17 protein-coding genes and 1 pseudogene are annotated in these 21,000 nt (G+C 44.1%); 8 read left to right on the forward strand and 10 right to left on the reverse strand.

What is annotated here, in order from left to right; translation table 11 throughout:
• Positions 1–307: 307 nt before the first annotated feature.
• The 6 genes and pseudogenes from KHN78_RS18015 to KHN78_RS18040 all read left to right on the forward strand — a co-directional run bounded on the left by KHN78_RS18015 (position 308) and on the right by KHN78_RS18040 (position 7,108).
• The gene (locus KHN78_RS18015; protein WP_211917825.1) at positions 308–1,264 is read left to right on the forward strand and encodes an AAA family ATPase; all 957 of its coding nucleotides are present in this window, start codon (positions 308–310) and stop codon (positions 1,262–1,264) included.
• 15 nt (positions 1,265–1,279) lie between these two features.
• Positions 1,280–2,206, forward strand: coding sequence for a DUF58 domain-containing protein (locus KHN78_RS18020; RefSeq protein ID WP_128812678.1), 927 nt, complete (start codon positions 1,280–1,282; stop codon positions 2,204–2,206).
• A 38-nt stretch (positions 2,207–2,244) separates the two neighbouring features.
• A complete protein-coding gene (locus tag KHN78_RS18025; protein ID WP_211917827.1) occupies positions 2,245–2,721 on the forward strand; it encodes a DUF4381 domain-containing protein in 477 nt (158 codons plus the stop codon).
• On the forward strand, positions 2,714–3,718 hold the full coding sequence (locus tag KHN78_RS18030) for a vWA domain-containing protein (protein ID WP_211917829.1): 1,005 nt from the start codon (positions 2,714–2,716) through the stop codon (positions 3,716–3,718). Before KHN78_RS18025 ends, KHN78_RS18030 begins: the two co-directional genes overlap by 8 nt.
• Positions 3,711–5,455: pseudogene (locus tag KHN78_RS18035) on the forward strand (vWA domain-containing protein). Before KHN78_RS18030 ends, KHN78_RS18035 begins: the two are co-directional and overlap by 8 nt.
• 3 nt (positions 5,456–5,458) lie before the next feature.
• A complete protein-coding gene (locus KHN78_RS18040; RefSeq protein WP_211917831.1) occupies positions 5,459–7,108 on the forward strand; it encodes a BatD family protein in 1,650 nt (549 codons plus the stop codon).
• 204 nt (positions 7,109–7,312) lie between these two features.
• Here the strand turns inward: KHN78_RS18040 and KHN78_RS18045 are convergent, their stop codons facing one another.
• The 6 genes from KHN78_RS18045 to KHN78_RS18070 all read right to left on the reverse strand — a co-directional run bounded on the left by KHN78_RS18045 (position 7,313) and on the right by KHN78_RS18070 (position 14,907).
• Positions 7,313–9,436, reverse strand: a complete 2,124-nt coding sequence (locus KHN78_RS18045) for a GGDEF domain-containing protein (RefSeq protein WP_211917832.1) — start codon at positions 9,434–9,436, stop codon at positions 7,313–7,315.
• A gap of 252 nt (positions 9,437–9,688) precedes the next feature.
• Positions 9,689–10,438: a phosphate ABC transporter ATP-binding protein PstB gene (pstB, locus tag KHN78_RS18050; protein ID WP_211917834.1), complete on the reverse strand. Its 750-nt coding sequence runs from the start codon at positions 10,436–10,438 to the stop codon at positions 9,689–9,691.
• A gap of 60 nt (positions 10,439–10,498) precedes the next feature.
• Positions 10,499–11,362 carry a phosphate ABC transporter permease PstA gene (pstA, locus tag KHN78_RS18055; RefSeq protein WP_128812672.1) on the reverse strand — a complete coding sequence of 288 codons (864 nt, stop codon included), beginning with the start codon at positions 11,360–11,362 and terminating at the stop codon, positions 10,499–10,501.
• Positions 11,363–11,384: 22 nt separating this feature from the next.
• Positions 11,385–12,317, reverse strand: a complete 933-nt coding sequence (gene pstC, locus KHN78_RS18060) for a phosphate ABC transporter permease subunit PstC (protein ID WP_211917836.1) — start codon at positions 12,315–12,317, stop codon at positions 11,385–11,387.
• 98 nt (positions 12,318–12,415) lie between these two features.
• On the reverse strand, positions 12,416–13,237 hold the full coding sequence (locus tag KHN78_RS18065) for a phosphate ABC transporter substrate-binding protein (RefSeq protein ID WP_211917838.1): 822 nt from the start codon (positions 13,235–13,237) through the stop codon (positions 12,416–12,418).
• 326 nt (positions 13,238–13,563) lie between these two features.
• Positions 13,564–14,907 (reverse strand): DEAD/DEAH box helicase, encoded by a 1,344-nt coding sequence (locus tag KHN78_RS18070; protein ID WP_211917840.1) that lies wholly within the window; start codon positions 14,905–14,907, stop codon positions 13,564–13,566.
• A 423-nt stretch (positions 14,908–15,330) separates the two neighbouring features.
• Between KHN78_RS18070 and KHN78_RS18075 the strand changes: the two genes are divergently transcribed.
• Positions 15,331–15,585 (forward strand): Lpp/OprI family alanine-zipper lipoprotein, encoded by a 255-nt coding sequence (locus tag KHN78_RS18075; RefSeq protein ID WP_211917843.1) that lies wholly within the window; start codon positions 15,331–15,333, stop codon positions 15,583–15,585.
• 32 nt (positions 15,586–15,617) lie between these two features.
• Here the strand turns inward: KHN78_RS18075 and KHN78_RS18080 are convergent, their stop codons facing one another.
• The 4 genes from KHN78_RS18080 to KHN78_RS18095 form a co-directional block, all read right to left on the reverse strand.
• Positions 15,618–16,544 carry a L,D-transpeptidase family protein gene (locus tag KHN78_RS18080; RefSeq protein WP_211917845.1) on the reverse strand — a complete coding sequence of 309 codons (927 nt, stop codon included), beginning with the start codon at positions 16,542–16,544 and terminating at the stop codon, positions 15,618–15,620.
• 6 nt (positions 16,545–16,550) lie between these two features.
• Complete coding sequence (gene phrB / locus KHN78_RS18085) at positions 16,551–17,966, reverse strand: deoxyribodipyrimidine photo-lyase (protein WP_211917847.1); 1,416 nt, start codon at positions 17,964–17,966, stop codon at positions 16,551–16,553.
• A gap of 95 nt (positions 17,967–18,061) precedes the next feature.
• On the reverse strand, positions 18,062–18,865 hold the full coding sequence (locus KHN78_RS18090) for a MerR family transcriptional regulator (RefSeq protein ID WP_211917849.1): 804 nt from the start codon (positions 18,863–18,865) through the stop codon (positions 18,062–18,064).
• Entirely contained in the window at positions 18,855–19,805 is a 951-nt protein-coding gene (locus KHN78_RS18095) for a YbgA family protein (protein WP_211917851.1), read from the reverse strand. Before KHN78_RS18095 ends, KHN78_RS18090 begins: the two co-directional genes overlap by 11 nt.
• 388 nt (positions 19,806–20,193) lie before the next feature.
• Between KHN78_RS18095 and deoD the strand changes: the two genes are divergently transcribed.
• Positions 20,194–20,904, forward strand: a complete 711-nt coding sequence (gene deoD, locus KHN78_RS18100) for a purine-nucleoside phosphorylase (protein ID WP_128812665.1) — start codon at positions 20,194–20,196, stop codon at positions 20,902–20,904.
• Positions 20,905–21,000 lie beyond the last annotated feature (96 nt).

Genomic DNA, 21,000 nt, shown 5'->3' on the forward strand with positions numbered 1-21,000 from the left:
GTTATTTTCTGTATGACGATAACTTCTGCGCAAAGGCGTGAAAATTTGCGCATACATTTTTCTTATGCGCGGCATGGAATCTATATCGACTAGAACAGGTAAAACTAGAGAAATTTCTCACATAATTTTGCAATCGTGATGTAACAAGCTGTTTGGCAAGTAAATTCAAACTTTTCCACGCCTTGCAATCAATTTCTTAGCCCCAATATTGCAAAGATAAATTACGCAGACGTAGTGGAACTTTTCACTCCTAGAAAGTGACCAATACTCAAAACCAAAATCAAATGGATACCCAGAGAGTTCAACAATGCACAAAACGAACTTCGAAGCGCTGCAAAGCTATTTAGAGTCTCAGATCATTGGTCAACATGATCTCGTCAAACAACTGCTTATCGCTCTACTTGCCGATGGGCATATTTTGGTTGAGGGTCCTCCAGGACTCGCAAAAACTCGTGCCGTAAAATCGCTTGCCGATTGCATTGAGGGTGATTTCCATCGCGTTCAGTTTACGCCAGATCTTCTGCCTGCTGATTTAACGGGTACTGATATCTTCCGACCAGAAACCGGCGAGTTCACTTTCCAATCTGGTCCGATTTTTAACTCATTAATTCTTGCCGATGAGATCAACCGTGCCCCTGCAAAAGTTCAAGCTGCAATGCTAGAAGCTATGGCAGAAAAACAAGTAACTGCTGGTCGTCACACTTACGCCTTACCAGAATTATTCTTGGTTATGGCCACTCAAAACCCGATTGAACAAGAGGGAACTTACCCACTGCCAGAAGCGCAATTAGACCGCTTCCTATTACATCTGGATGTCGATTACCCAGATGCGGAGCACGAACTTGCGATTCTACGAATTAACCGCGGAGAAGCAAAAGGCGAAGCGGTGACTGAGCGACCAAGTTTAAGTCAGCAAGATATTTTTACTGCACGTAAAGAAGTCCTTAATATTCATATGGCAGATGCCATTGAGCAGTACATTGTGCGTCTTGTTATGGCGACTCGCCAGCCAAGTGAATACGATCAAGAGCTTGCAAAATGGCTATCGATGGGTGTGAGTCCACGTGCCACTATTGCATTAGACCGCTGTGCTCGTGCTCACGCTTGGTTAGCAGGCCGTGACTTCGTGTCTCCCGAAGACGTACAGGCGATGGCTTACCCGGTATTGCGTCACCGCTTATTGTTGAGTTACCACGCCCGAGCAGAGGGCATCACAACAAATCAAGTGATCGATAAGCTACTTAGCTTAGTCGGTAGCGCATAAGTAAAAGGTGGCAATATGTCTGCACTCAAACTATTGCCACCCCATGCAAATGGGGTGACATTAAACCTCGAAGAATTGCTTCAATACCGTACTCAATCTGTTCGTTGGTTGCCTCCTGCCCAAAGTATTTGGTCACAAATGAGTGGCAACCATACGAGCAGACAAAAAGGGCGCGGGATGGACTTCATGGAAGTAAGACAGTATCAAGCTGGTGATGATATTCGCAGCATAGACTGGCGAGTCACCGCACGAACGGGTAAAGCGCATACCAAATTGTTTGCTGAAGACAAAGAACAAGCGGTGATCTTGTACATCGATTTGAGCCCTAGCATGCATTTTGGATCGCAATACGTGTTGAAGTCGGTTCAACTGGCACACTTTGCAAGCGTGCTGATTTGGCTGACGTTAGCCAAGAAGGATCGTATTGGGGCAGTGATTGATGATGGTCAAAAATGCATTGAGTTCCGTCCATCATCACTACAAAAGCAAGCGCTAAGAATCCTTGATGCAATAGTGAATACTCACAATCAATTGATTACCAATCAACAAGTTGAAAGTGTACGTCACCTTCCATACGAGAGCGCAATTGAAGCTCTGCACAATCTAGCACCTAAAGGTAGCGAGTTGATTCTATTGAGTGATTTTGTACAGATGGAAGAAAAAGAGTTCTTGCAACTGCGTCGATTAAAGCAACACAACAGTGTTCGTGCAGTACAATTTTACGATCCACTTGAGCGAGGTGAAACGGATTACCGAGGTCAAGCTAAAGCCTCAGACGGTCAACGTAGCCAATGGTTCAACTTTGGTTCGAAAGGGCAACGTAAAGAACTGGAATCCTATTTTTTGAAACGCCAACAGAGCGTCAAACAGCAATGTCATTCGATGGCCATTCCATTTAACAGTCTGTCGAGTGGCTCACCGCTGATCCCGCAGTTAAGCTAGATAAAATAAATCATATAATTCAAGCAGTAGTAACAATAATGACAACAACTAACCAAAGCCTAAACCTTGAACCGTTAATTCTACCTAATGCACCCGATTGGTTCCCACTAGCGTGGGGATGGTGGGCAGTGCTTGGTGCTCTCGTACTCATCATAAGCATACTTTGTATCTATGCGAGATGGCGTTCCAAGCGCCTTTTAGCTAAAAAGACCGCTTTGAAACTATTGATCAATCCAATCACACCACATACACCATCGTCCGCATTAGAAGTATTACGCCAAGCGGCTTTGAGTTATTTTCCTCGTGCAGAGATTGCCCCATTGACGGGCTCTGCTTGGTACGAGTTTCTGGACAGTTATACCAAAGAAACTCGATTCGTAGACAAACAACAACAATGGCAAGCCGCGCTTTATCAAAAGTCTAGCCAAGAGCACCACCAAGACCTCATCGATGATTGTGCTTTCTGGATAGCAACCGCATTGCCACCAAAGAAAAAGGCAAAAACTCGTGACTGAGACAACTCTCGTTTCGAGCCTTTCTCAGTGGTCGAACATTGAATTTGTCTGGTGGTGGGCACTACTTTTACTGCCTCTACCTTGGCTGGTTTATAAGTTCTTCCCTGAAGAGACTCAGCAAGCTGAAATCAAACTGGCATATCTTCCAGATAACAAACACAGCAATAAACCAAAACAGTGGGTACAAAAAGCCCTATCTATTGGTGTATGGATATTGTTAGTTATCGCCTGCGCTCGCCCCGTTTGGTATGGCGACCCGGTTGAATTTCAACCTAAATATCGTGACATGATGTTAGTCGTTGACCTATCTGGCTCAATGCAAAAAGAAGACATGAACGATAATGGCGAATATATCGACCGTCTCACCGCGGTAAAAAGAGTTCTATCTGACTTTGTTAAGAAGCGCGATGGTGATCGTCTTGGCGTTGTGCTGTTTGGCGATCATGCTTACTTACAAACACCACTCACTGCCGATCGTAAGACCGTCATGCAACAAATCAACCAAACGGTTATAGGTTTAGTCGGCCAACGCACTGCGATAGGTGATGGTATTGGCTTAGGTACAAAAACCTTTGTCGATAGCGACGCCCCTCAACGCGTAATGATTCTCCTCAGTGACGGTAGCAATACTGCGGGTGTGTTAGATCCTATCGAAGCGGCAAAAATCGCGAAAAAGTATAACGCGACAATTTATACCGTTGGTGTAGGCGCTGGTGAGATGATGGTGAAAGACTTCTTTATGACTCGCAAGGTAAACACCGCATCTGATCTTGATGAGAAAACACTCACCCAGATTGCACAGCTAACCGGAGGCCAATACTTCCGAGCTCGTAATGCCCAAGAATTAGAAAAGATCTATGACACCATCAATCAATTAGAACCCGTATCTAGTGACACTCAAACTTGGCGACCTCAGTCGGAGTGGTTCCCTTACCCACTGAGCGCAGCATTAGTTCTTTCCGCGTTTCTGTTTGTATTAAGGAGAAGACATGGCTGAGTTTACTTTCCTAACCCCATATTGGTTGCTAGGCTTGCTCGTTATCCCTGTCGTGCTTGCTCTCAACAGCCAGTACAAAGGTAAAAAATCATCATTAATTGCCCCACACTTAGCAAAAATGCTCGGACACTCAGTAAAAGTGAAGCATTTCTATTTCGTCTGGGGACTTGCTTGGGCAATGGCTTGCATCGCTTTAGCAGGCCCAAGTTGGCAATCTAATACCCGTCCAAGTTTTGAGTTGAGTCAGAACCGAGTGTTGGTGTTGGATATGTCACGTTCTATGTACGCTACCGATGTAAAACCAAATCGACTTACGCAAACTCGTTACAAAGCACTAGACCTACTGCCTAAGTGGAAAGAAGGCTCAACAGGTTTAGTTGCCTATGCTGGTGATGCGTATACTTTAAGCCCTCTTACAACGGATTCCAGTACGCTTGCAGGCATCATAGAGCATCTCTCTCCGGAGCTCATGCCTTACCAAGGTTCAAATTTGCCCGCAGCAATTGAAACGGCTCTTGATCAGTTCTCCCAGGCAGGTGTAAATCAAGGCGACATCGTGGTTTTAGCGGATGATTTGGATGACAGTGAGCTTACGCGTTCACTGAGCCTGTTAAATGGCAAAGACATACGTGTGTCTGTTATCGCGATCGGTACAGCAGACGGCGCGCCAATTGCCCTTCCTGATGGGGCGCAAATGAAAAACCAGCGAGGCAATACGATTGTCGCTAAAACCAATCTGAAGAATTTACAAACCCTCGCGAAAAAAACGGGTGGCCTATTTGTGCCAGTCCAACACAATAACCGAGATGTTGATAGTATTGCGACATTTACAGATAACGCCGGTAGTCATCTTGCAGCGAAGCAAAGTGAAGACGTAAAAATGGATTCCCGCTTAAATGGCGGTTTTTGGCTACTGCCTTTACTGCTTATTCCGGCAGCCCTGCTCTTTCGTCGAGGCATGATTTGGGTACTGCTGGCCTCCGTGTTGCCAATGACTTGGACGCCAAAAGCGGAAGCAAATGCGTTCTTAAACCAAAACCAACAAGGCGAGCAACTCTACCAACAAGGTGAATACGAAAAAGCGCAAAGTGCCTTTACCGATCTAAATTGGAAAGGTGCCGCAAGCTATCAAGCGGGAGATTATGAAAGTGCAATTCAAGCCTTTTCAAACAATAAGACGCTTGATGGACGTTACAACTTGGCAAACGCACTGGCTCAAAATGGCCAGCTCGAAGACGCCGCCGATTTGTACAAGCAGTTGATAGATGAAAAACCTGATTTTGAGGCGGCTAAAAAGAATCTGTCGGTTGTGGAGGAGAAACTGAAGCAGCAACAGCAGAAAAGGAAGAAAACTTCCTTAAAGAAAATCAAATACTGCAGCAACAGCAGCAACAGCAGCAACAGCAGCAACAGCAGCAACAGCAGCAACAAAAGTCTCAAAATGACACTGAACAAGAGCAAGGACAGCAGTCACAAAACCCACAAAAATCTGAAAATAAAAAAGAAAAGCAAAAAACTGAGCAACAAAAAGTGAAACAAGAAGAGACACAAGGCGAGCAAAAAGGTGAATCAATACAAGCACAGGCTCAACCAGACAAAACCCATCAGGATGATCCTGAGTTTCGCCGACTTGAAGCCGTAGAAAGTGCACGAGATCCAAGTTTTTTACTTCGTGCACAAATGCAGTTACAAGCTCAGCAAAAACAACGTCCACAACAATCAAATAAGGAGTGGTAAGTCATGATGAAAAAAGGCGCAAAACTGGTCTTTGTTCTGATGGCCGGCCTACTAACTAGCATTTCGGCTTTTGCTCAAAGCCTTCAAGCTAGTGTGAATAAAACACAAGTAGCTCAAAACGAAGTGATCAACTTAAGGGTAGTAGCGGATACTGAGCTAGGATCCGATGCGATTAATTTCAATGTATTGAAAAAAGACTTTTTTCTCGGGCAGCCTCGTTATGGCCGTTCAAGCAACAACATTAATGGTCACAAATCCGTTCGAACTGAATGGAGCATCTCAATTGCACCAATGAAAAATGGCATCGTGACGATTCCGAGCTTTACCGCTGATGGAATGAAAACCGAGCCGATTCAACTGCGAGTGACGAAAGATCAAGCCGAACCAAATTTGGATGATTTATTCCACTTCGATATGAGTGTCGACAACCACACTTTATATCCACAGCAATCGGCAACCCTCCGAATGCAATTGATGATCAAAGTTGATCCTCGTCGTTTGGATAACCCTCAAATCATACCGCCTAGCATTGACGGAATGAAGCTAGAAGCAACCGGCGAAATGAAGCAAGGTCAACGTGTCATTGATGGCCTTGAAGTTACCATTGTTGAACAAGCATTCCGCATAACCGCTGAGCAACCAGGAACTTACATACTTCATGGTCCAAAACTGACTGGCTCATACGTCTACGGTGATAGTTTAACCGGCTCAACTAAGGTCATGCCAATTAACACGACGGCGCAACAGATGCCAATTACCGTAAAACCAATTCCTAGTGATATCAAAGGAAACTGGTTACCAGCCTCGGCGTTAGAAATCACTCAAAGCTGGCAAGATGATCAAGGTAACTCTCTGTCTGCGAATACCGTAAACACCGTAAAACAGGGCTCATCCATCACTCGCACCATACGCATTAAAGCACGAGGTACACAAGAGGAATATTTGCCACGCGTTAACATTGCCTACCCTAACTCGTTGCGCGTATATCCTGAACAGCCGCAATTTAATACTGGCACAGATGGCATTGTGACCATGACGGTCAAACAAGTCATTATTCCTACAGAAGTTGGCGAAGTCTCATTGCCAAGCTATAGCGTAAATTGGTGGGACAGTAATCTCGACCAAGCGAAACAGGCAAGTATTGGCGAGCTTAAGCTTGTCGTAGAGAAAAGTGACAGTGGGTTGATCTCATTGGCAGATAACGTACAACCTGCTAAGCCAACAACACAACCATCTTCAACGGTCGCACACACGGGTGTCGATTCTCTATGGCAGACACTCACCTTTGTATTTGGCTCGTTATGGATTATCTCTTCCACCATTGCGGTCATTCTATGGAAAAAGCGTGGCACTAAACGTGACACAAGAGCCGAGAACCCAACTTCTCAACTTTCTTTCCAACAATTAGAAGAGACCATTAGGCAAGGTGATTGTGCCAAAATTGAACGTGCGGTTAATGATTACCTTCAAACACACGATTTTGACCAATCTTCAAAAACAGTGCTAGCGGTTAAAGAAGAATTAAGCATAATGAATCAGGCCCGTTTTGGTACAAATCAACACCCCTGGAAACCGGACAATCTGCTGAGTAAAATTAAGCAACTGGCCAAGGGGAAGAAAAGTCGACCTAGCCACCCGTTAGAGAAACTTTAAAGTAGCGACAAAACAGTCGCGATAACAAGGCGAACACAAAGAAAAAACAAAAGAAAAAGCGAAAAATACAAATGGCAGCTCACCCTGAGCTGCCATTTTAGTTTATATCTTCAACGCCAATTGCTCGACCACTTGTTCATTATTAGGGGCGTACAATGGCTATCAAGTCTAAATTAGTACAGATCAAGGTAATCCAATATTCGGCTATTCGGTAAGCTCTCGATCATCGTAATTACACATGAAAACACAATTTCGGCCATTATGTTTAGCCAAATACAATGCTTTATCAGAGAGTTGATACAAGTAGTCAAAGTTAAACTCATTTCCTAACGTTTGATAACAAGCACACCCAACCGAGACCGTCAGTAGTTTTCCCTCTGGATTTTGGCAGTGTTTGATTGCTTCATTTGCAATACTGCCGCGAATACACTCAGCTCGCTGTTTTACGTCACTACAGCTTGCACCAATCATCAGCAGCGCAAACTCCTCACCACCAATTCGACAAAAGACCTCATCTTCATCTTTGGTGTGATGCTCAAGAATATTGCCAATCCGCATCAGGGCAATATCCCCTTCCAAATGGCCATAGTGGTTATTGAATAAACCAAAATGGTCAATATCAATCAAAATTAACCCAAATGAAATCACCTCATTGTGGTCGAACGTGCAATACTTTTGCATGACATGTTCCAACATACGGCGATTTCCCAAGCGAGTTAGGGGATCTAATTTCGACAATACCTCGAGTTGCTGGTTGGCCTCTTCCAGCTCTTTCGTACGTTTATTGACTTCTTGCTCTAGGTTTTCGTTCAACGCTCGAATGGCTTCTTGTGCTTGAGTGCGTTGAAGAACCTCAACCAAACTCGAAGCAAACATACGAATTACCTCACGTAATTGAGACGTCAATGGGGCTCGTGTCAAAAGGTTATCAACCGCAATAAACGCAATCGGAACACCTCGATTAGACGTTAACACCGTCATCGCTGCCCAGCCAAAGCCAACAATATTGCAATTGTGATAAATCGGCACCGACTCTTCGAACGCGACATCATTGGGCATCGAGCGTGCTAAATTAATTAACGAAAAATCTTGAGTCTGCTCATAAAAATACGATTCATCAACAACCTTACCCTGAATATTGGTTCCCCATGTTCCTTTCATGTATGAGCAGTCTTCATCGGTCAAAAACACCGCCATACGGTCAATGCCCAAATTGTTGATCGCGAAAGTGACCGCTGACTTACATACGTCGCTAACCGTTGTACAGCGAGAAAGCTCTACCATGCTAGAATGCAGCATTCGTACATTCTGCTCTTGTCTCTTGCGAATGAATATTTGAGAAAAAAGTGAACCGAACGATTCCAACATTTGCTTTTGATAATCAGTGATGGGTTTACGGTGAATGAAATTATCCAGAGCAAACCAACCAAATGGTTTCTCATTGTCCCTCAAAATAAGCATGGCATTCCAGCCAAGGCCAACCACTTTTCCAGCCGTATAAATCGGGGTATGTTCAATAACGACTAAGTTGCATTCCACGTTTGATAACGCTTCGATATATTCTTCACTCAACTGGTGAAGATCATACTGTGTATGAAATTCATCAATGGTGTCTCCGGCTTCATTTGTACCATAGGTTCCGCTGAAGCTACGTTTTTTCATATCAAGCAACATCAACGTTGAGCGGTCGAAGCCCAAACGTTCACGTAGCGCATCAACCGCTTTAAGATAAAGTTCTTTGAGAGAGTCTGGGTTAGAAATGTCTAATGCCACTTGCTGAACAAGTTTCATATTATCAATAAAACGCTCGCGTTGACTGATCTCATCAACGTATTTTGCTTCTCGAGCATCCCGCTGTTTTATTTCTTGTGATGCGTTTTTTTCTGCACGAATACATTGCCAACGAGAAGCCGCAAGTTGCATCGCATCATAACTTTGCTCATAAATATTATGGGCAGTATGCTCATGAACGTTTTGAATGAGTAAATAGGTGCGTTTAATCGGCGTATTGTCGAGCATCATAATGTAGCTTTCCCCACCCAGATCATCGGTGTGGTTCCAACTACAAGTATTAATAGCTAAAGGGATAATGCTCTCTGAAGTATCAAACTGACTGGCCCACTCCCAAAAGGACTCTGGATACTTACGGATAGAATAAAATTCCCCTTGGACAAATCGAAGTGAATCTAATGGGCTGGTTAATGGGTCATCAAATATCGCGATTGCGCTAGGGCCAAAGTGCTGTTCTAAATACTGGAATATCGCTTCAGCTAACAACCGATGATCTCTTGTAGAAGAGACGGTTCTTGTAAAACGTTTTAAACTCACCCAACCAACCCCATCAGCGCATTATCTTTGAATGAAAGCTACTCACGCACACATATGCAATCAATGGCAATTGAATTGAGCTGTTAAGTCTTTCGCAAAAAATGTCCTCTTAATGTCACAATCGAGAGCCTTTCAACATTTTTAGACCGATGTTTCATTAGAATTACATACTGCAAATAAAAAAGGCCCCTCATTAAGAGGGGCAAGATTTCCATCGCTTATAGTTATTTTTTGTACCAGTAAATACTGAAATCAACCGAAGTCACCATTGACATAGCCTTGAGTACGGTCATCTTTCGGTTCGCTAAAGATAACTTGTGTGTCATCGTGCTCAACCAACTCACCCATCAAAAAGAACGCTGTACGATCTGAGATACGACGCGCTTGCTGCATTGAGTGCGTCACGATGACGATGGTGTAGTTCTTCTTCAACTCTTCCATCAATTCTTCAATTTTGTGCGTCGCAATTGGGTCAAGCGCCGATGTCGGCTCATCCATTAGAATCACATCCGGTTCCATGGCAATCGTGCGCGCAATACACAAACGCTGCTGCTGACCGCCAGACAGACCAAATGCATGAGACTTAAGACGATCTTTCACCTCATCCCAAAGCGCAGCACTGCGTAAAGAGCGTTCAACGACTTCATCAATGTGCTTCTTATCTTTGATGCCTTGTGCGCGAAGACCGTACGCTACGTTCTCGTAAATACTCATCGGGAATGGATTTGGCTTTTGGAACACCATACCCACTTTGATACGAAGATCCGCAACGTCGATGTTGCCATAGATATCTTCACCGTCCATGGCCAGTTTACCAGTGATCTTCACCCCCTCGATGAGATCATTCATGCGGTTCAAACAGCGTAAAAGCGTTGATTTACCACAACCAGATGGGCCAATTAGCGCAGTTACTTGGCGAACAGGAATTGGTAGGTTGATTGATTTCAGTGCTTGGTTGTCGCCGTAAAACAGGTCTAGGTTTTCAATATCAAACTTGTTCATTATCTTAATCTCTTAAATCTTGAATTCGTGTCTTTTTACTTACGTTCTAAATTGATTTTGTTAGTAAGTTGCTGTGTTAAAACGTCGTGCAATCAGTTTTGTGAACATGTTGATCAAAAGGACAACGACAATCAGCACTGTTGCGGTACCGTAAGCCTGATTCCATTCCTCAATGGTAAACAGTTCGGTAGTCAGTTTGTATAGGTGAACAGTCAGCGTACGACCTGAATCCAATAAAGAATCCGGAATACGAGCAACCATACCTGCTGTCAGGAATACTGGTGCAGACTCACCAATGACACGACCAATACTTAGAATGACCGAAGTTAAGATACCTGGCATTGCGCTCGGAAGAATCAAACGCCAGATAGTGTAAATCTTAGATGCACCTAGGCCGTAAGAGCCTTCACGGTACGTCTGTGGTACTGCCATCAACGCTTCTTCCGTGGTACGGATGATAACTGGCAGGATTAGAATACTTAGCGTCAAGGCGCCCGATAGAATCGAGAATCCAAGGCCAAGAATCGCCACGAAGAAAGTCATACCGAACAGACCGAAGATGATCGACGGGATACCCGCCAATGATTCTGTACAGAAACGGATGATTTTCACCAAACGACTGCCCACTTTCGCATATTCGGTCAAGTAGATTGCCGTCATGATGCCGAGTGGCGCTGCCACTGCGATTGACGCGATAACCATGTAAATCGTCGACACAATCATTGGGAAGATGCCGTGCTCTTCACCTGTGCGCGTATAGTCATCAGTAATAAAATTCCAATCTACGTGCTGTAGACCATTCGATAGGATGTACCAGATAATCCAGAACAAAAAACCTACCGTAAGTGCTGCCGAAGTCCAAACTAATGCATTAAAAATATTGTCTTTGAACTGACGTGCTTGTTTAAGTTTTACGCGATCCATATTAGTCACCTTTAACGAGCGATTATTTCGCTTTTTCTCGGTTTAGGTACAGCAGTACTGCATTCAATGACATGATGAAGACCAGAAGTACAACACCTGTCGCGTAGAGCGCATTCGCATGAATACCACTTGCGTAAGACATTTCAATCGCGATATTAGCCGTAAGCGTACGCGCTGAATCTAGTATGCCCTCTGGCATTGCTGGTGCGTTACCCATCACCATGATGATCGCCATGGTTTCACCTAATGCACGACCAATACCCAAGATCACACCCGTCATAATGCCAGAACGAGCAGCAGGAACGAGTAGCTTAAAGATGGTGTAGATTTTAGATGCACCCAGTGCCAAAGAACCTTCTTTGTAAGTACGAGGAACTGCACGGATAGACGTTTCAGATACGGTAATAACGGTAGGAAGAATCATCACACCTAAAACAATAATACCCGCCAAGATGGTGTTACCTGCTGGCACATTGAATACATTTTGAATCAAGGGAACGATGATAACGAGGCCAAAGAAGCCGTATACAACCGATGGAATCCCGGCAAGTAGTTCCACTGCTGGACGAATAACATCAGCCAAACGTTTTGGTGCAATTTCTGCGATAAAAATTGCGGTCAAAACACCAATTGGTACACCCACAATCACCGCGCCCGCCGTAGAAACGATGGATGCCACAATCATGGTTGCAACACCATAAAGTGCTGGCGGTAACCAGTTTTGGCCTAAAACGATACCCGAGACACCAGCTGCTTGAAAGGCAGGGATACTTTCTCGAACGATGAAATATGCGATAACTGCTAGTGATACGATACCGATAACGGCACTGGTCAGGAACAAGCCATGGAAGATACGTTCTTTCCAATCAACGCGGCGTTTTTCACGTAGGCCTGGCTTGCTGATCGCTTTTGCGTCAGTAGTCATAAGCTTTTCACTATTGGTTGCGATGGTCATTTATAAATCTCTCGGCTCTTGGCATTGCCATAGAGCTCGATGAATTGAAAAGGCTCAGCCCCAAATGGTGGGCTGAGCAAACATAGAGTCCGATTGAATTAGTTAACTGAGATGTAGCCTTTTTGGTCTACTAGAGCTTGCGCTTCATCAGTTAGCATCCAGTCTAGGAATTTCTGAGCTTCCGCTGATGGCTTACCATCTTTGTAAAGCACTAGGAATGGACGAGCCACTTTGTATGAACCGTTCTTCACGTTGTCTACTGATGCTTCCACACCGTCGATTGGCAACGCATTTACAGAGCTATCTACTGTACCCAGCGAGATGTAGCCAATTGCGTATGGGTTAGAAGCAACCATTGTTTTCAATGCACCGTTACCATTTGCAACTTGAGCGCGTTGAGAGATTGCAGAAACTTTCATACCAGAAACTTTCATTTTTAGAGACATGATGTCTTCGAATGCGCCGCGAGTACCAGAAGCGGTATCACGAGTGATTGCGACGATTGGTTTATCTGAACCGCCAACATCTTTCCAGTTTGTTACTTCACCTTTGTAGATTGCCGTAACTTGGTCTGCTGTTAGGCCTGCTAGTTTATTTTGTGGGTTTACAACTACTGCAATACCGTCAAGAGCAACTGTCTCTTCTTTAAGAGCAGATTCTTTCTCATCGTCTTTTAGGTTACGAGAAGACATACCTAGGTCCGCTGAACCGTTTTTTGCTGCTTTAACGCCAGCAGATGAACCCGGGCCTTGAACTTCAATAAATACGTTTGGGTTTGTCTTCATGTATGTTTCAGAGAAAACTTCCATCAGTGGCGTTACGCTGCTAGAACCCACTGCAGAGATAGTTTCTTTAGCAGAAACAGGAGTCACTGCCATTGCGCCTAGAAGTGCGATTGCACCGATTACTGTCTTTTTCATCACAATTTCCTTTAAGTGGCTTCATTGCCGTTGTTTTTCACTTGAACGGTGCTCACTTTAGAATCCTATTGTGACAGTTGTGTTTCACTTCGTTGAAGCCTATGTGACATATTAAAGAGCGCTATTATTTAACGCCTATTTTTTCAACTCATTGCGGCTTATGTGTGCAAAGTCGAGATTTAGAGGCGTAGCCGCTCTCAAGAAAACTGCCATGATTAGGGCTTGTCGATAGGATAATCGAGAAAGAAGTTTAAGATTTGATGGCAAAAAAAAAAGTCCGAACAATATGTTCGGACCTCTGAGATAGATGAGCAATGTTCTGAAATTTAATCTTCAGCGCTTGGCTCTGCAGGCTTTTTCTTAGGAATAAACACGTTGTCACCCACAGCCACGTTTTGGTAGTAACTCTTATCACGTTTAGCAGGTGCTTTTGCAACTTTCTTCGCTTGAGGACGAGCTTTTGGCGTTGCTGCTTTCTTGTTACGAAAATCCTGTTTCTTAGGTTTCAGGCCAGTAAACTTACCTTTCAAGCCCTCAAGTACAGAGAAATTTAGATCTTGCTGTAGGTACGCTTCCACGCGCTTAAAGCTATCCCAGTCTTTTGGACCAACAAGCGAAACTGCATCGCCCTTGTTACCTGCACGACCAGTACGACCAACACGGTGTACGTACTCTTCTGTATGCTTTGGCATATCAAAGTTGATTACGTGAGTAACGGTTGAAATATCCAAGCCACGAGATGCTACGTCCGTGGTAACCAAAATCTTGAACACTGCACGTTCAAACTGGCTCATGATGGTATTACGTTGCGTTTGGTTTAAGTTGCCACTTAATGCCACCGCTTTAAGCTTTTTCTCATTCAGCTTATTGGTTAAACGCTCAGTATCGTCACGCGTTGCAGTAAAGATAATAACCTGACGGTATTCCGCTTCTTCTAAGACGCGCTCAAGAATCGCTTCTTTATGATCTAGGTGATCACATAAGTAGAATTTTTGCTCAATGTCTTTGTGCTGTTCATTAGATACGCCAATAGCGATGCGCTTTGGTGCATTCAACATCTCTGCTGCAATATCGTTCACTTCAGCGTGGTCTAGTGTTGCTGAAAACATCAACGTTTGACGACGACGGTGTTTAGCCGCTTTATGAATACGGCGCAACTCTGGAGCAAAACCAAGATCTAACATGCGGTCTGCTTCATCTAAGATCAGTGTTTCTAATCCATCAAGGTAAAGAGAACGGTGTTCCAAATGGTCCGCTAAACGTCCTGGCGTTGCCACGATAAACTTAGGGTAACGACGAAGCGCTTTCACCTGATCGTTAAAGTTCTCACCACCAAGAATCAAAGTCGCATCATAGGTTAGGCCCGCAAGCATTGAACGAAGTTCACCATACACCTGTTTTGCAAGTTCACGCGTCGGAGCAAGAATCACCGCACGAGGATCTTTCGTAGAAAAAGATTTCGTCTTAAGAGACTTGTGAAGCATTGGCAATACAAACGCCAAAGTCTTGCCCGAACCCGTTTTCGAAGATGCCAGTAGATCCTTACCGGCAATCGCTACAGGTATTGCCTGCTTCTGAATGTCAGTCGGTTTTTTAAAATCGTAGTGTTTTAGGTTCTTCAACAATCGGTTGTCTAGGCCCAGATCTTTAAATTGCAAAGTATTCTCCAATAAATCAATAAGCGTCTCAGCGCTTTCTCAGTGTCATTTCCGCTTTAAATGCAGCAAAAAATAAAAGCTCGGTATAGTACCGCAAATCCTATGAGTATAGATAGAGATCACACAAACTTATTGTTCACGCGCAACGAACTTTCCATCAGAAACTTTATTTTATTGGAATATCGTCTAAATTATTGATATCAGGCAAGTGGCAAATTGACCTGTTGTAAGGCTAGCTTTTAATGTTTTTTTTGACGCGGAGCTTACTTTTGTAAAGTCCAAGTAAACATTAAATGCGAGTAGCCTATGAAATTCTTGGATTTTTTTGACTTTTGCTACATCATGTACTGATAGAATTTATCCACACTTAACTCTACGGCTATATGACATGTTGTTAATAGCGTAGAACTTTCACTATAAGCAAGGAGTTCTTACATGAACAAAACGTTGATCGCAGCTGCAGCAACTTCAGTACTTCTACTAGCTGGTTGTGCTTCATCTGATGATGCAGCAATGGCAAACGCAGCAAAACTAGACGAGCTAAGCAACCAAGTTAGCCAACTAAGCCAAGACGTTCAGTCTCTACAGTCTAACGTTCAAGCTGCTGGTAACGCGGCAATGTCAGCACAAGAAGAAGCAGCACGTGCAAATGAGCGTATCGACAACATCGCTCAATCTTACACTAAGTAAGTTATAGCCTTACTACCGCGCTTTAACCGCTGTTAAGGCGCGGTAATTTCTACTGGTACACCATTTTGAGCAGCAATCGTTGCTTTCGCTTTTACATCCGTCAAGCCAAATTCATCTAGCCACCAGCCCAACTCTTTTGGCAAAGACAAATCATCTTTTTCACCATTGCTACGCGTTAGCGGTTCATGCGCCTCGACAAACACACTACGGTCAGGTTCTAGCGTCACTTTTACTGGCTCATTGATAATACGTACTTTTTCTCCGCGACGTACTTTCTCAAACAACCATTCGATATCATTTGGGTCCATACGTATACAGCCCGCACTCACGCGCATACCAATGCCAAAGTCTTTATTCGTACCATGGATCAAATATTCACCGTTACCATATGCTAAGCGTAAAGCAAACAAACCGAGGGGGTTATCCGGGCCTGCAGGAACTACCGCAGGTAAATCGACGCCTTTCGCCTTGTACTCCGCACGGATAGATGCAGGCGGAGTCCACGTTGGATTTGGTCGCTTCTGACTGATGCTCGTCGTCATCACCGGTGTATCTCTACCAATACGTCCGATTCCAACCGGGAAGACATGCACAATGTTTTCTTTGGGAGGGAAGTAATAAAGTCTGAGCTCTGCTAGGTTAATCACGATACCTTTATGAGGTACATCCGGCATGATTAATTGGGTAGGAATAGTAAGAACATGCCCCTCTCTAGGAAGAAAAGGATCCACGCCTTTGTTTGCCGCCATCAAAGCTAACATACCCACATCATACTGTTTCGCAATATTCGCCATCGTCTCACCATGTTGCACCACATGGTTTTCCATACGACCAATGACACGAGCACCGTCATCGGGTAATTCATACATTTTTGCAAATGACAAACCACTCACTAAAGACAATGAAATGGATAACAGGGTACGTTTAGCGATATGCATTGATCGCTTTTTGCTAGGCATCTCTCTCTATTCCTTGGCATTTTTGAACAGTTGTAAGGTTATCTCTCTTTCTACCTTATGATCAACCATCGGCTTGTGATAATCCAGTAAAGAAAAATCCTGCCAAAGCCAAGGATTGTGAATGAACTTGTTTGGTACAGCCCTAAGCTCGGGGATCCAATGTCTTATAAATGCTCCACCCGCATCAAACCTTTGCCCCTGACTAATGGGATTAAAAATACGAAAGTAAGGCTGACCATCACACCCAGTTGATGCCGACCACTGCCAACCACCATTATTTGCCGCAAAATCGCCATCAACCAGTTTGCTCATAAAATACGCTTCCCCCCAACGCCAATCAATGTGAAGATCTTTGGTTAAGAAGCTTGCCACAACCATGCGCAGTCGATTGTGCATCCAGCCAGTCGAGTTAAGCTGACGCATTGCCGCATCGATGATGGGGTACCCGGTTGATCCTGTTTTCCAGCGTTCGAATGCTTGTTCGTCGTAAGACCATTGGATCTTTTCTTCCCATGGAATGAATCCCTTACCTTTGACAAGCTTCGGTTCAAACACAAGCAAGTGCTGATAGAACTCACGCCAAATAATTTCACTTAGCCACGTTGCTTTACCATCGGACAAGTCTGGAATCGACCTCTCAGCATAAAGTCTTGCAATGCATTGCCTTGGTGAAAGCGCACCGATAGCCAAGTAAGGTGATAGCTGACTCGTTCCATCTATCGCTGGGAAGTCCCGCTCCTCTCGATACGCATCACTTCTTTCTTGCACAAACGCTCGCAGCTGGTGAAGAATCTCGCGGGTTGATGCATACCATTGTTGACTTGATTCGCGCGGATAACTGAATGAAACATTGTCATGATAACGGTCTGTTGAGAGAGGACCAAATATACGCTCTTTAAGTGCCGCTTGAGGTTGCGGCTTCAACACAATCGGCATTTTAAACTTCTGCAACCAAGCTCGTTTGAACGGCGTAAATACTTTAAAGTACTCCCCTTGCTTATTGAGGACCGTTGTTGGTGCATGCACACATTTATCGTGAAAGGCTTCGAACACCACACCTTGTGCATTCAACGCGCTTGAAACTTCTCTATCTAGCGATTGCTCATTCACTTCATAGTGTATATTCACCATCACTTTGCTAACCCCTAACGACGTTCCCCACCCCACAATAGTCTCAGTCACATCACAAAAGCTCGACACTTCTTGATATAGAAATGGAATGTTAAGTTCAGTCAGCTCCTCATTAAGGCAATGCAAGCGACGAGCAATCAGGTCAGCTTGCATTGGTGCCATGTGATGTTGGTTCCACTGATCTGGCGTAGCAACAAAACAAGCGACAACAGGCTCGCCTGAACGAAGGGCTGCGCTCAATGCGGTGTGATCGACGGTTCTTAAATCACGTCGAAACCAAACCAGAATCATATCGACTCCTTAAGAGAAAGTGCTCGTTCATAAAAATACTGTTACTCACGACAATACTGTTATTTTCGAGAAAGTGGTTACTTACGAAAATAGGATTAGGCGGTAAAATGCAGCTTTTCTATCACTTCAGAGAACTGAACTTTTTCCGGTAGCTGTGTTTGTAGCGTGGTTAACGCTTCCACCTGCTTACTAGGCAATGCTTTGTTAGAGAAGAAATGCACAACCTGATAACGAGACACTACCTTGTGATCAATCAAACCTGATATATCTTCTACTCTATCAATCAGAGTGATGTGATAACCCTGTTCGCAAAGCTTCGCTGCTTGTATCCAGCTATCTGTGGAGCGAACTTGATCGAAACTAACAAGTAAACACTTCCCTTTTGTTGACGCTTTGTTCTCTGATTCCACTACATACGCGAGCCGTGTAATCAAGCAAGTCTGAAACAAGCCCATTTGCAACGATCGTAAGGAAATTTTAACGAGCTCAAGAGCGTCCAATATTGGATTGATAAACTGTTCGACAACGATATCTAGGGGGTATTCTTTGAGCACTCGTGACAACAACGTTTCCATTTTGCCTTTGTTGAGCTCTGACAATGCCTCTAGCACCGATTCCGCTTCTTCTAAACGTTGCTTGTGGAGAGGTAACGATGTGTTAATCGGTTGCCCAAGTAGGTCTTTTACCTTACCTATCGCAACCCCTTTCGCTAGCCAACTTTGTACTTCACGAATAACATCGACATCTTGCTGTCGAAATACGCGATGCCCTTTGTCTGTTCTCTGTGGCTGTATTAAGTTGTAACGTCTTTGCCAAGCTCTAAGCGTAACCGGCTTTACACCGGTTAACTCTGAAACATCTCGAATAGCATATAATTTCTCTTCTTTGCTACAAACCATAGCGTAATCTCATCTCCTGTGGATGTGGGTCTATGTACTTTTGCTTTTGTAGATACTCATCTGGGTAAGCATTAAGGTAGTGCTTAATCAACGTAAGAGGCGCAAGCAACGGCAATAATCCTGTACGGTAATCACTGATCACAGTAGCCAATTCGGCTTTTTCTTCTGCATTCAGCGAGCGCTTAAAATACCCTTGCAAGTGCATCAAAACGTTTGTGTTATTTTTACGGCTTGCTCGATTCTGTAACGCTTTCATTAAACCTAGGCGATACAGACCGTGAAAGGTATCCATATCATAATTTGCGATATCTGCTACCAAGCGACCGAGCGATTTATATGACTCTGGGTGATGTGCCATTAGTGTTAACTTGTAGCGAGAGTGGAATTCGATGATCTTGCCTCGAGTTGGCTCTCCACCCATCGACTCATAAAAGTCATTTAAGCAGTAAACACGGGTAATGAAGTTTTCTTTCAGTACTGGATCATTTAAGCGTCCATCTTCTTCAACGGGTAACCACGGCATTTTTTCCATTAGAGTCTTGGTGTACAGGCCGATGCCTTCTTTGGCGGCACTGTTCTTACTGTAAACTTTCACACGCTCCATACCGCAAGTCGGAGACTTCGCGCATACGATATAGCCACACAGCTGCTCACCTTGAAGCTCGTTCACTTTGTTTTCTGAATACGTCAGCATTTTATCGGTATGGTCTTTTTCAGGGTTTTTGGTTTCCACCAATGCAATACGCTCTTCGTTACTCACTAAACGAATGGTTGGTCGGGGGACAGACATACCCACGCCGACTTCTGGACACACTGGCACAAAACTAAAATAGCCATCTAATTCTTTAGTAACGAAGTTGCTGATTTTGTGTCCTGAGTCGAAACGTACACGTTGACCCATTACACAAGAACTAATACCTACTTTGATTGATGATTCCATGATGACGCATCCCTATACAAAATGTTTTGTTGTATAACTTATAGCAAGTGATATAAGTTTGTACAAGATATTAATTTGTACAACACTAGCTTTTACTAGCACATCTTAGATTCGATCAGAAAATTTTTAAAAATATGGGCATGCCTAGAAAAGCCGACAAAGCCACTGAATGACTCACGAGCAAATCGATTGCCCCATCGCTTTCAACAGATTTAGTTATCAACAAGGAATTCCACCGAGAAAACGAACCATTTTGTGACTTAACTCTCAAGTACCCTTTAGCAGTCCCGATATTATTGCCTCAACGAAAACGAACAAGTTCAACAGAATTGGTAATAGCGTCCTATACTAGAGGCGTTTTATCTGAACAAAACTTTGGAGAGCACTTATGGCAACCCCACACATTAACGCACAACCAGGTGATTTCGCTGAAACCGTTCTAATGCCAGGCGACCCGTTGCGCGCAAAATACATTGCAGAAACGTTCCTAGAAGATGTGAAACAAGTTTGTGATGTTCGCAACATGTTCGGTTTTACTGGTACATACAAAGGTAAGAAAGTGTCTGTAATGGGCCACGGTATGGGTATCCCATCTTGCTGTATCTACGTACACGAGCTGATCGCTGAATACGGCGTGAAAAACGTAATCCGTGTAGGTAGCTGTGGTGCGGTACGTGACGACGTTAAACTGATGGACGTTGTTATCGGTATGGGGGCCTCTACAGACTCAAAAGTTAACCGTATCCGTTTCAACAACCACGACTTCGCGGCAATCGCTGACTACGGTCTTCTAGAAGAAGCAGTTAACCAAGCTCGCTCTCAAAACGTACCTGTAAAAGTGGGTAACGTGTTCTCTGCTGATCTTTTCTACACACCAGAAGCAGACATCTTCGAGAAGATGGAAAAACTAGGCATCCTAGGTGTAGATATGGAAGCGGCAGGTATCTACGGCGTAGCTGCAGACCTAGGCGCGAAAGCGTTAACTATCCTAACGGTTTCTGACCACATCATCCGTGGTGAAAAACTAAGCTCTGAAGAGCGCCAAAAGTCGTTCAACGACATGATGAAAGTGGCTCTAGAAACCGCAATCAACATCTAAGAAACAAATATACCCAAGCAACCCCGAGATTCTTGGGTAAAGTAGTAAATTGCAGCCGGAGCCTGACCGGCTGCTCGAATTATCCCGAGGGGGCGA

The organism is Vibrio sp. B1REV9, from assembly GCF_905175395.2.
Classification (GTDB): Bacteria; Pseudomonadota; Gammaproteobacteria; order Enterobacterales; family Vibrionaceae; genus Vibrio; species Vibrio alfacsensis.

What these genes read in the sequence shown, in the direction of transcription:
- KHN78_RS18020 (WP_128812678.1), top strand. Translation starts at nt 1,280, where the DNA reads ATGTCTGCACTCAAACTATTGCCACCCCATGCAAATGGGGTGACATTA.
- pstC (WP_211917836.1), bottom strand. Translation starts at nt 12,317, where the DNA reads ATGACCATCGCAACCAATAGTGAAAAGCTTATGACTACTGACGCAAAA.
- phrB (WP_211917847.1), bottom strand. Translation starts at nt 17,966, where the DNA reads ATGATTCTGGTTTGGTTTCGACGTGATTTAAGAACCGTCGATCACACC.
- deoD (WP_128812665.1), top strand. Translation starts at nt 20,194, where the DNA reads ATGGCAACCCCACACATTAACGCACAACCAGGTGATTTCGCTGAAACC.
- KHN78_RS18080 (WP_211917845.1), bottom strand. Translation starts at nt 16,544, where the DNA reads ATGCCTAGCAAAAAGCGATCAATGCATATCGCTAAACGTACCCTGTTA.
- KHN78_RS18040 (WP_211917831.1), top strand. Translation starts at nt 5,459, where the DNA reads ATGATGAAAAAAGGCGCAAAACTGGTCTTTGTTCTGATGGCCGGCCTA.
- KHN78_RS18090 (WP_211917849.1), bottom strand. Translation starts at nt 18,865, where the DNA reads ATGGTTTGTAGCAAAGAAGAGAAATTATATGCTATTCGAGATGTTTCA.
- KHN78_RS18025 (WP_211917827.1), top strand. Translation starts at nt 2,245, where the DNA reads ATGACAACAACTAACCAAAGCCTAAACCTTGAACCGTTAATTCTACCT.
- KHN78_RS18075 (WP_211917843.1), top strand. Translation starts at nt 15,331, where the DNA reads ATGAACAAAACGTTGATCGCAGCTGCAGCAACTTCAGTACTTCTACTA.
- pstA (WP_128812672.1), bottom strand. Translation starts at nt 11,362, where the DNA reads ATGGATCGCGTAAAACTTAAACAAGCACGTCAGTTCAAAGACAATATT.
- KHN78_RS18095 (WP_211917851.1), bottom strand. Translation starts at nt 19,805, where the DNA reads ATGGAATCATCAATCAAAGTAGGTATTAGTTCTTGTGTAATGGGTCAA.
- pstB (WP_211917834.1), bottom strand. Translation starts at nt 10,438, where the DNA reads ATGAACAAGTTTGATATTGAAAACCTAGACCTGTTTTACGGCGACAAC.
- KHN78_RS18065 (WP_211917838.1), bottom strand. Translation starts at nt 13,237, where the DNA reads ATGAAAAAGACAGTAATCGGTGCAATCGCACTTCTAGGCGCAATGGCA.
- KHN78_RS18015 (WP_211917825.1), top strand. Translation starts at nt 308, where the DNA reads ATGCACAAAACGAACTTCGAAGCGCTGCAAAGCTATTTAGAGTCTCAG.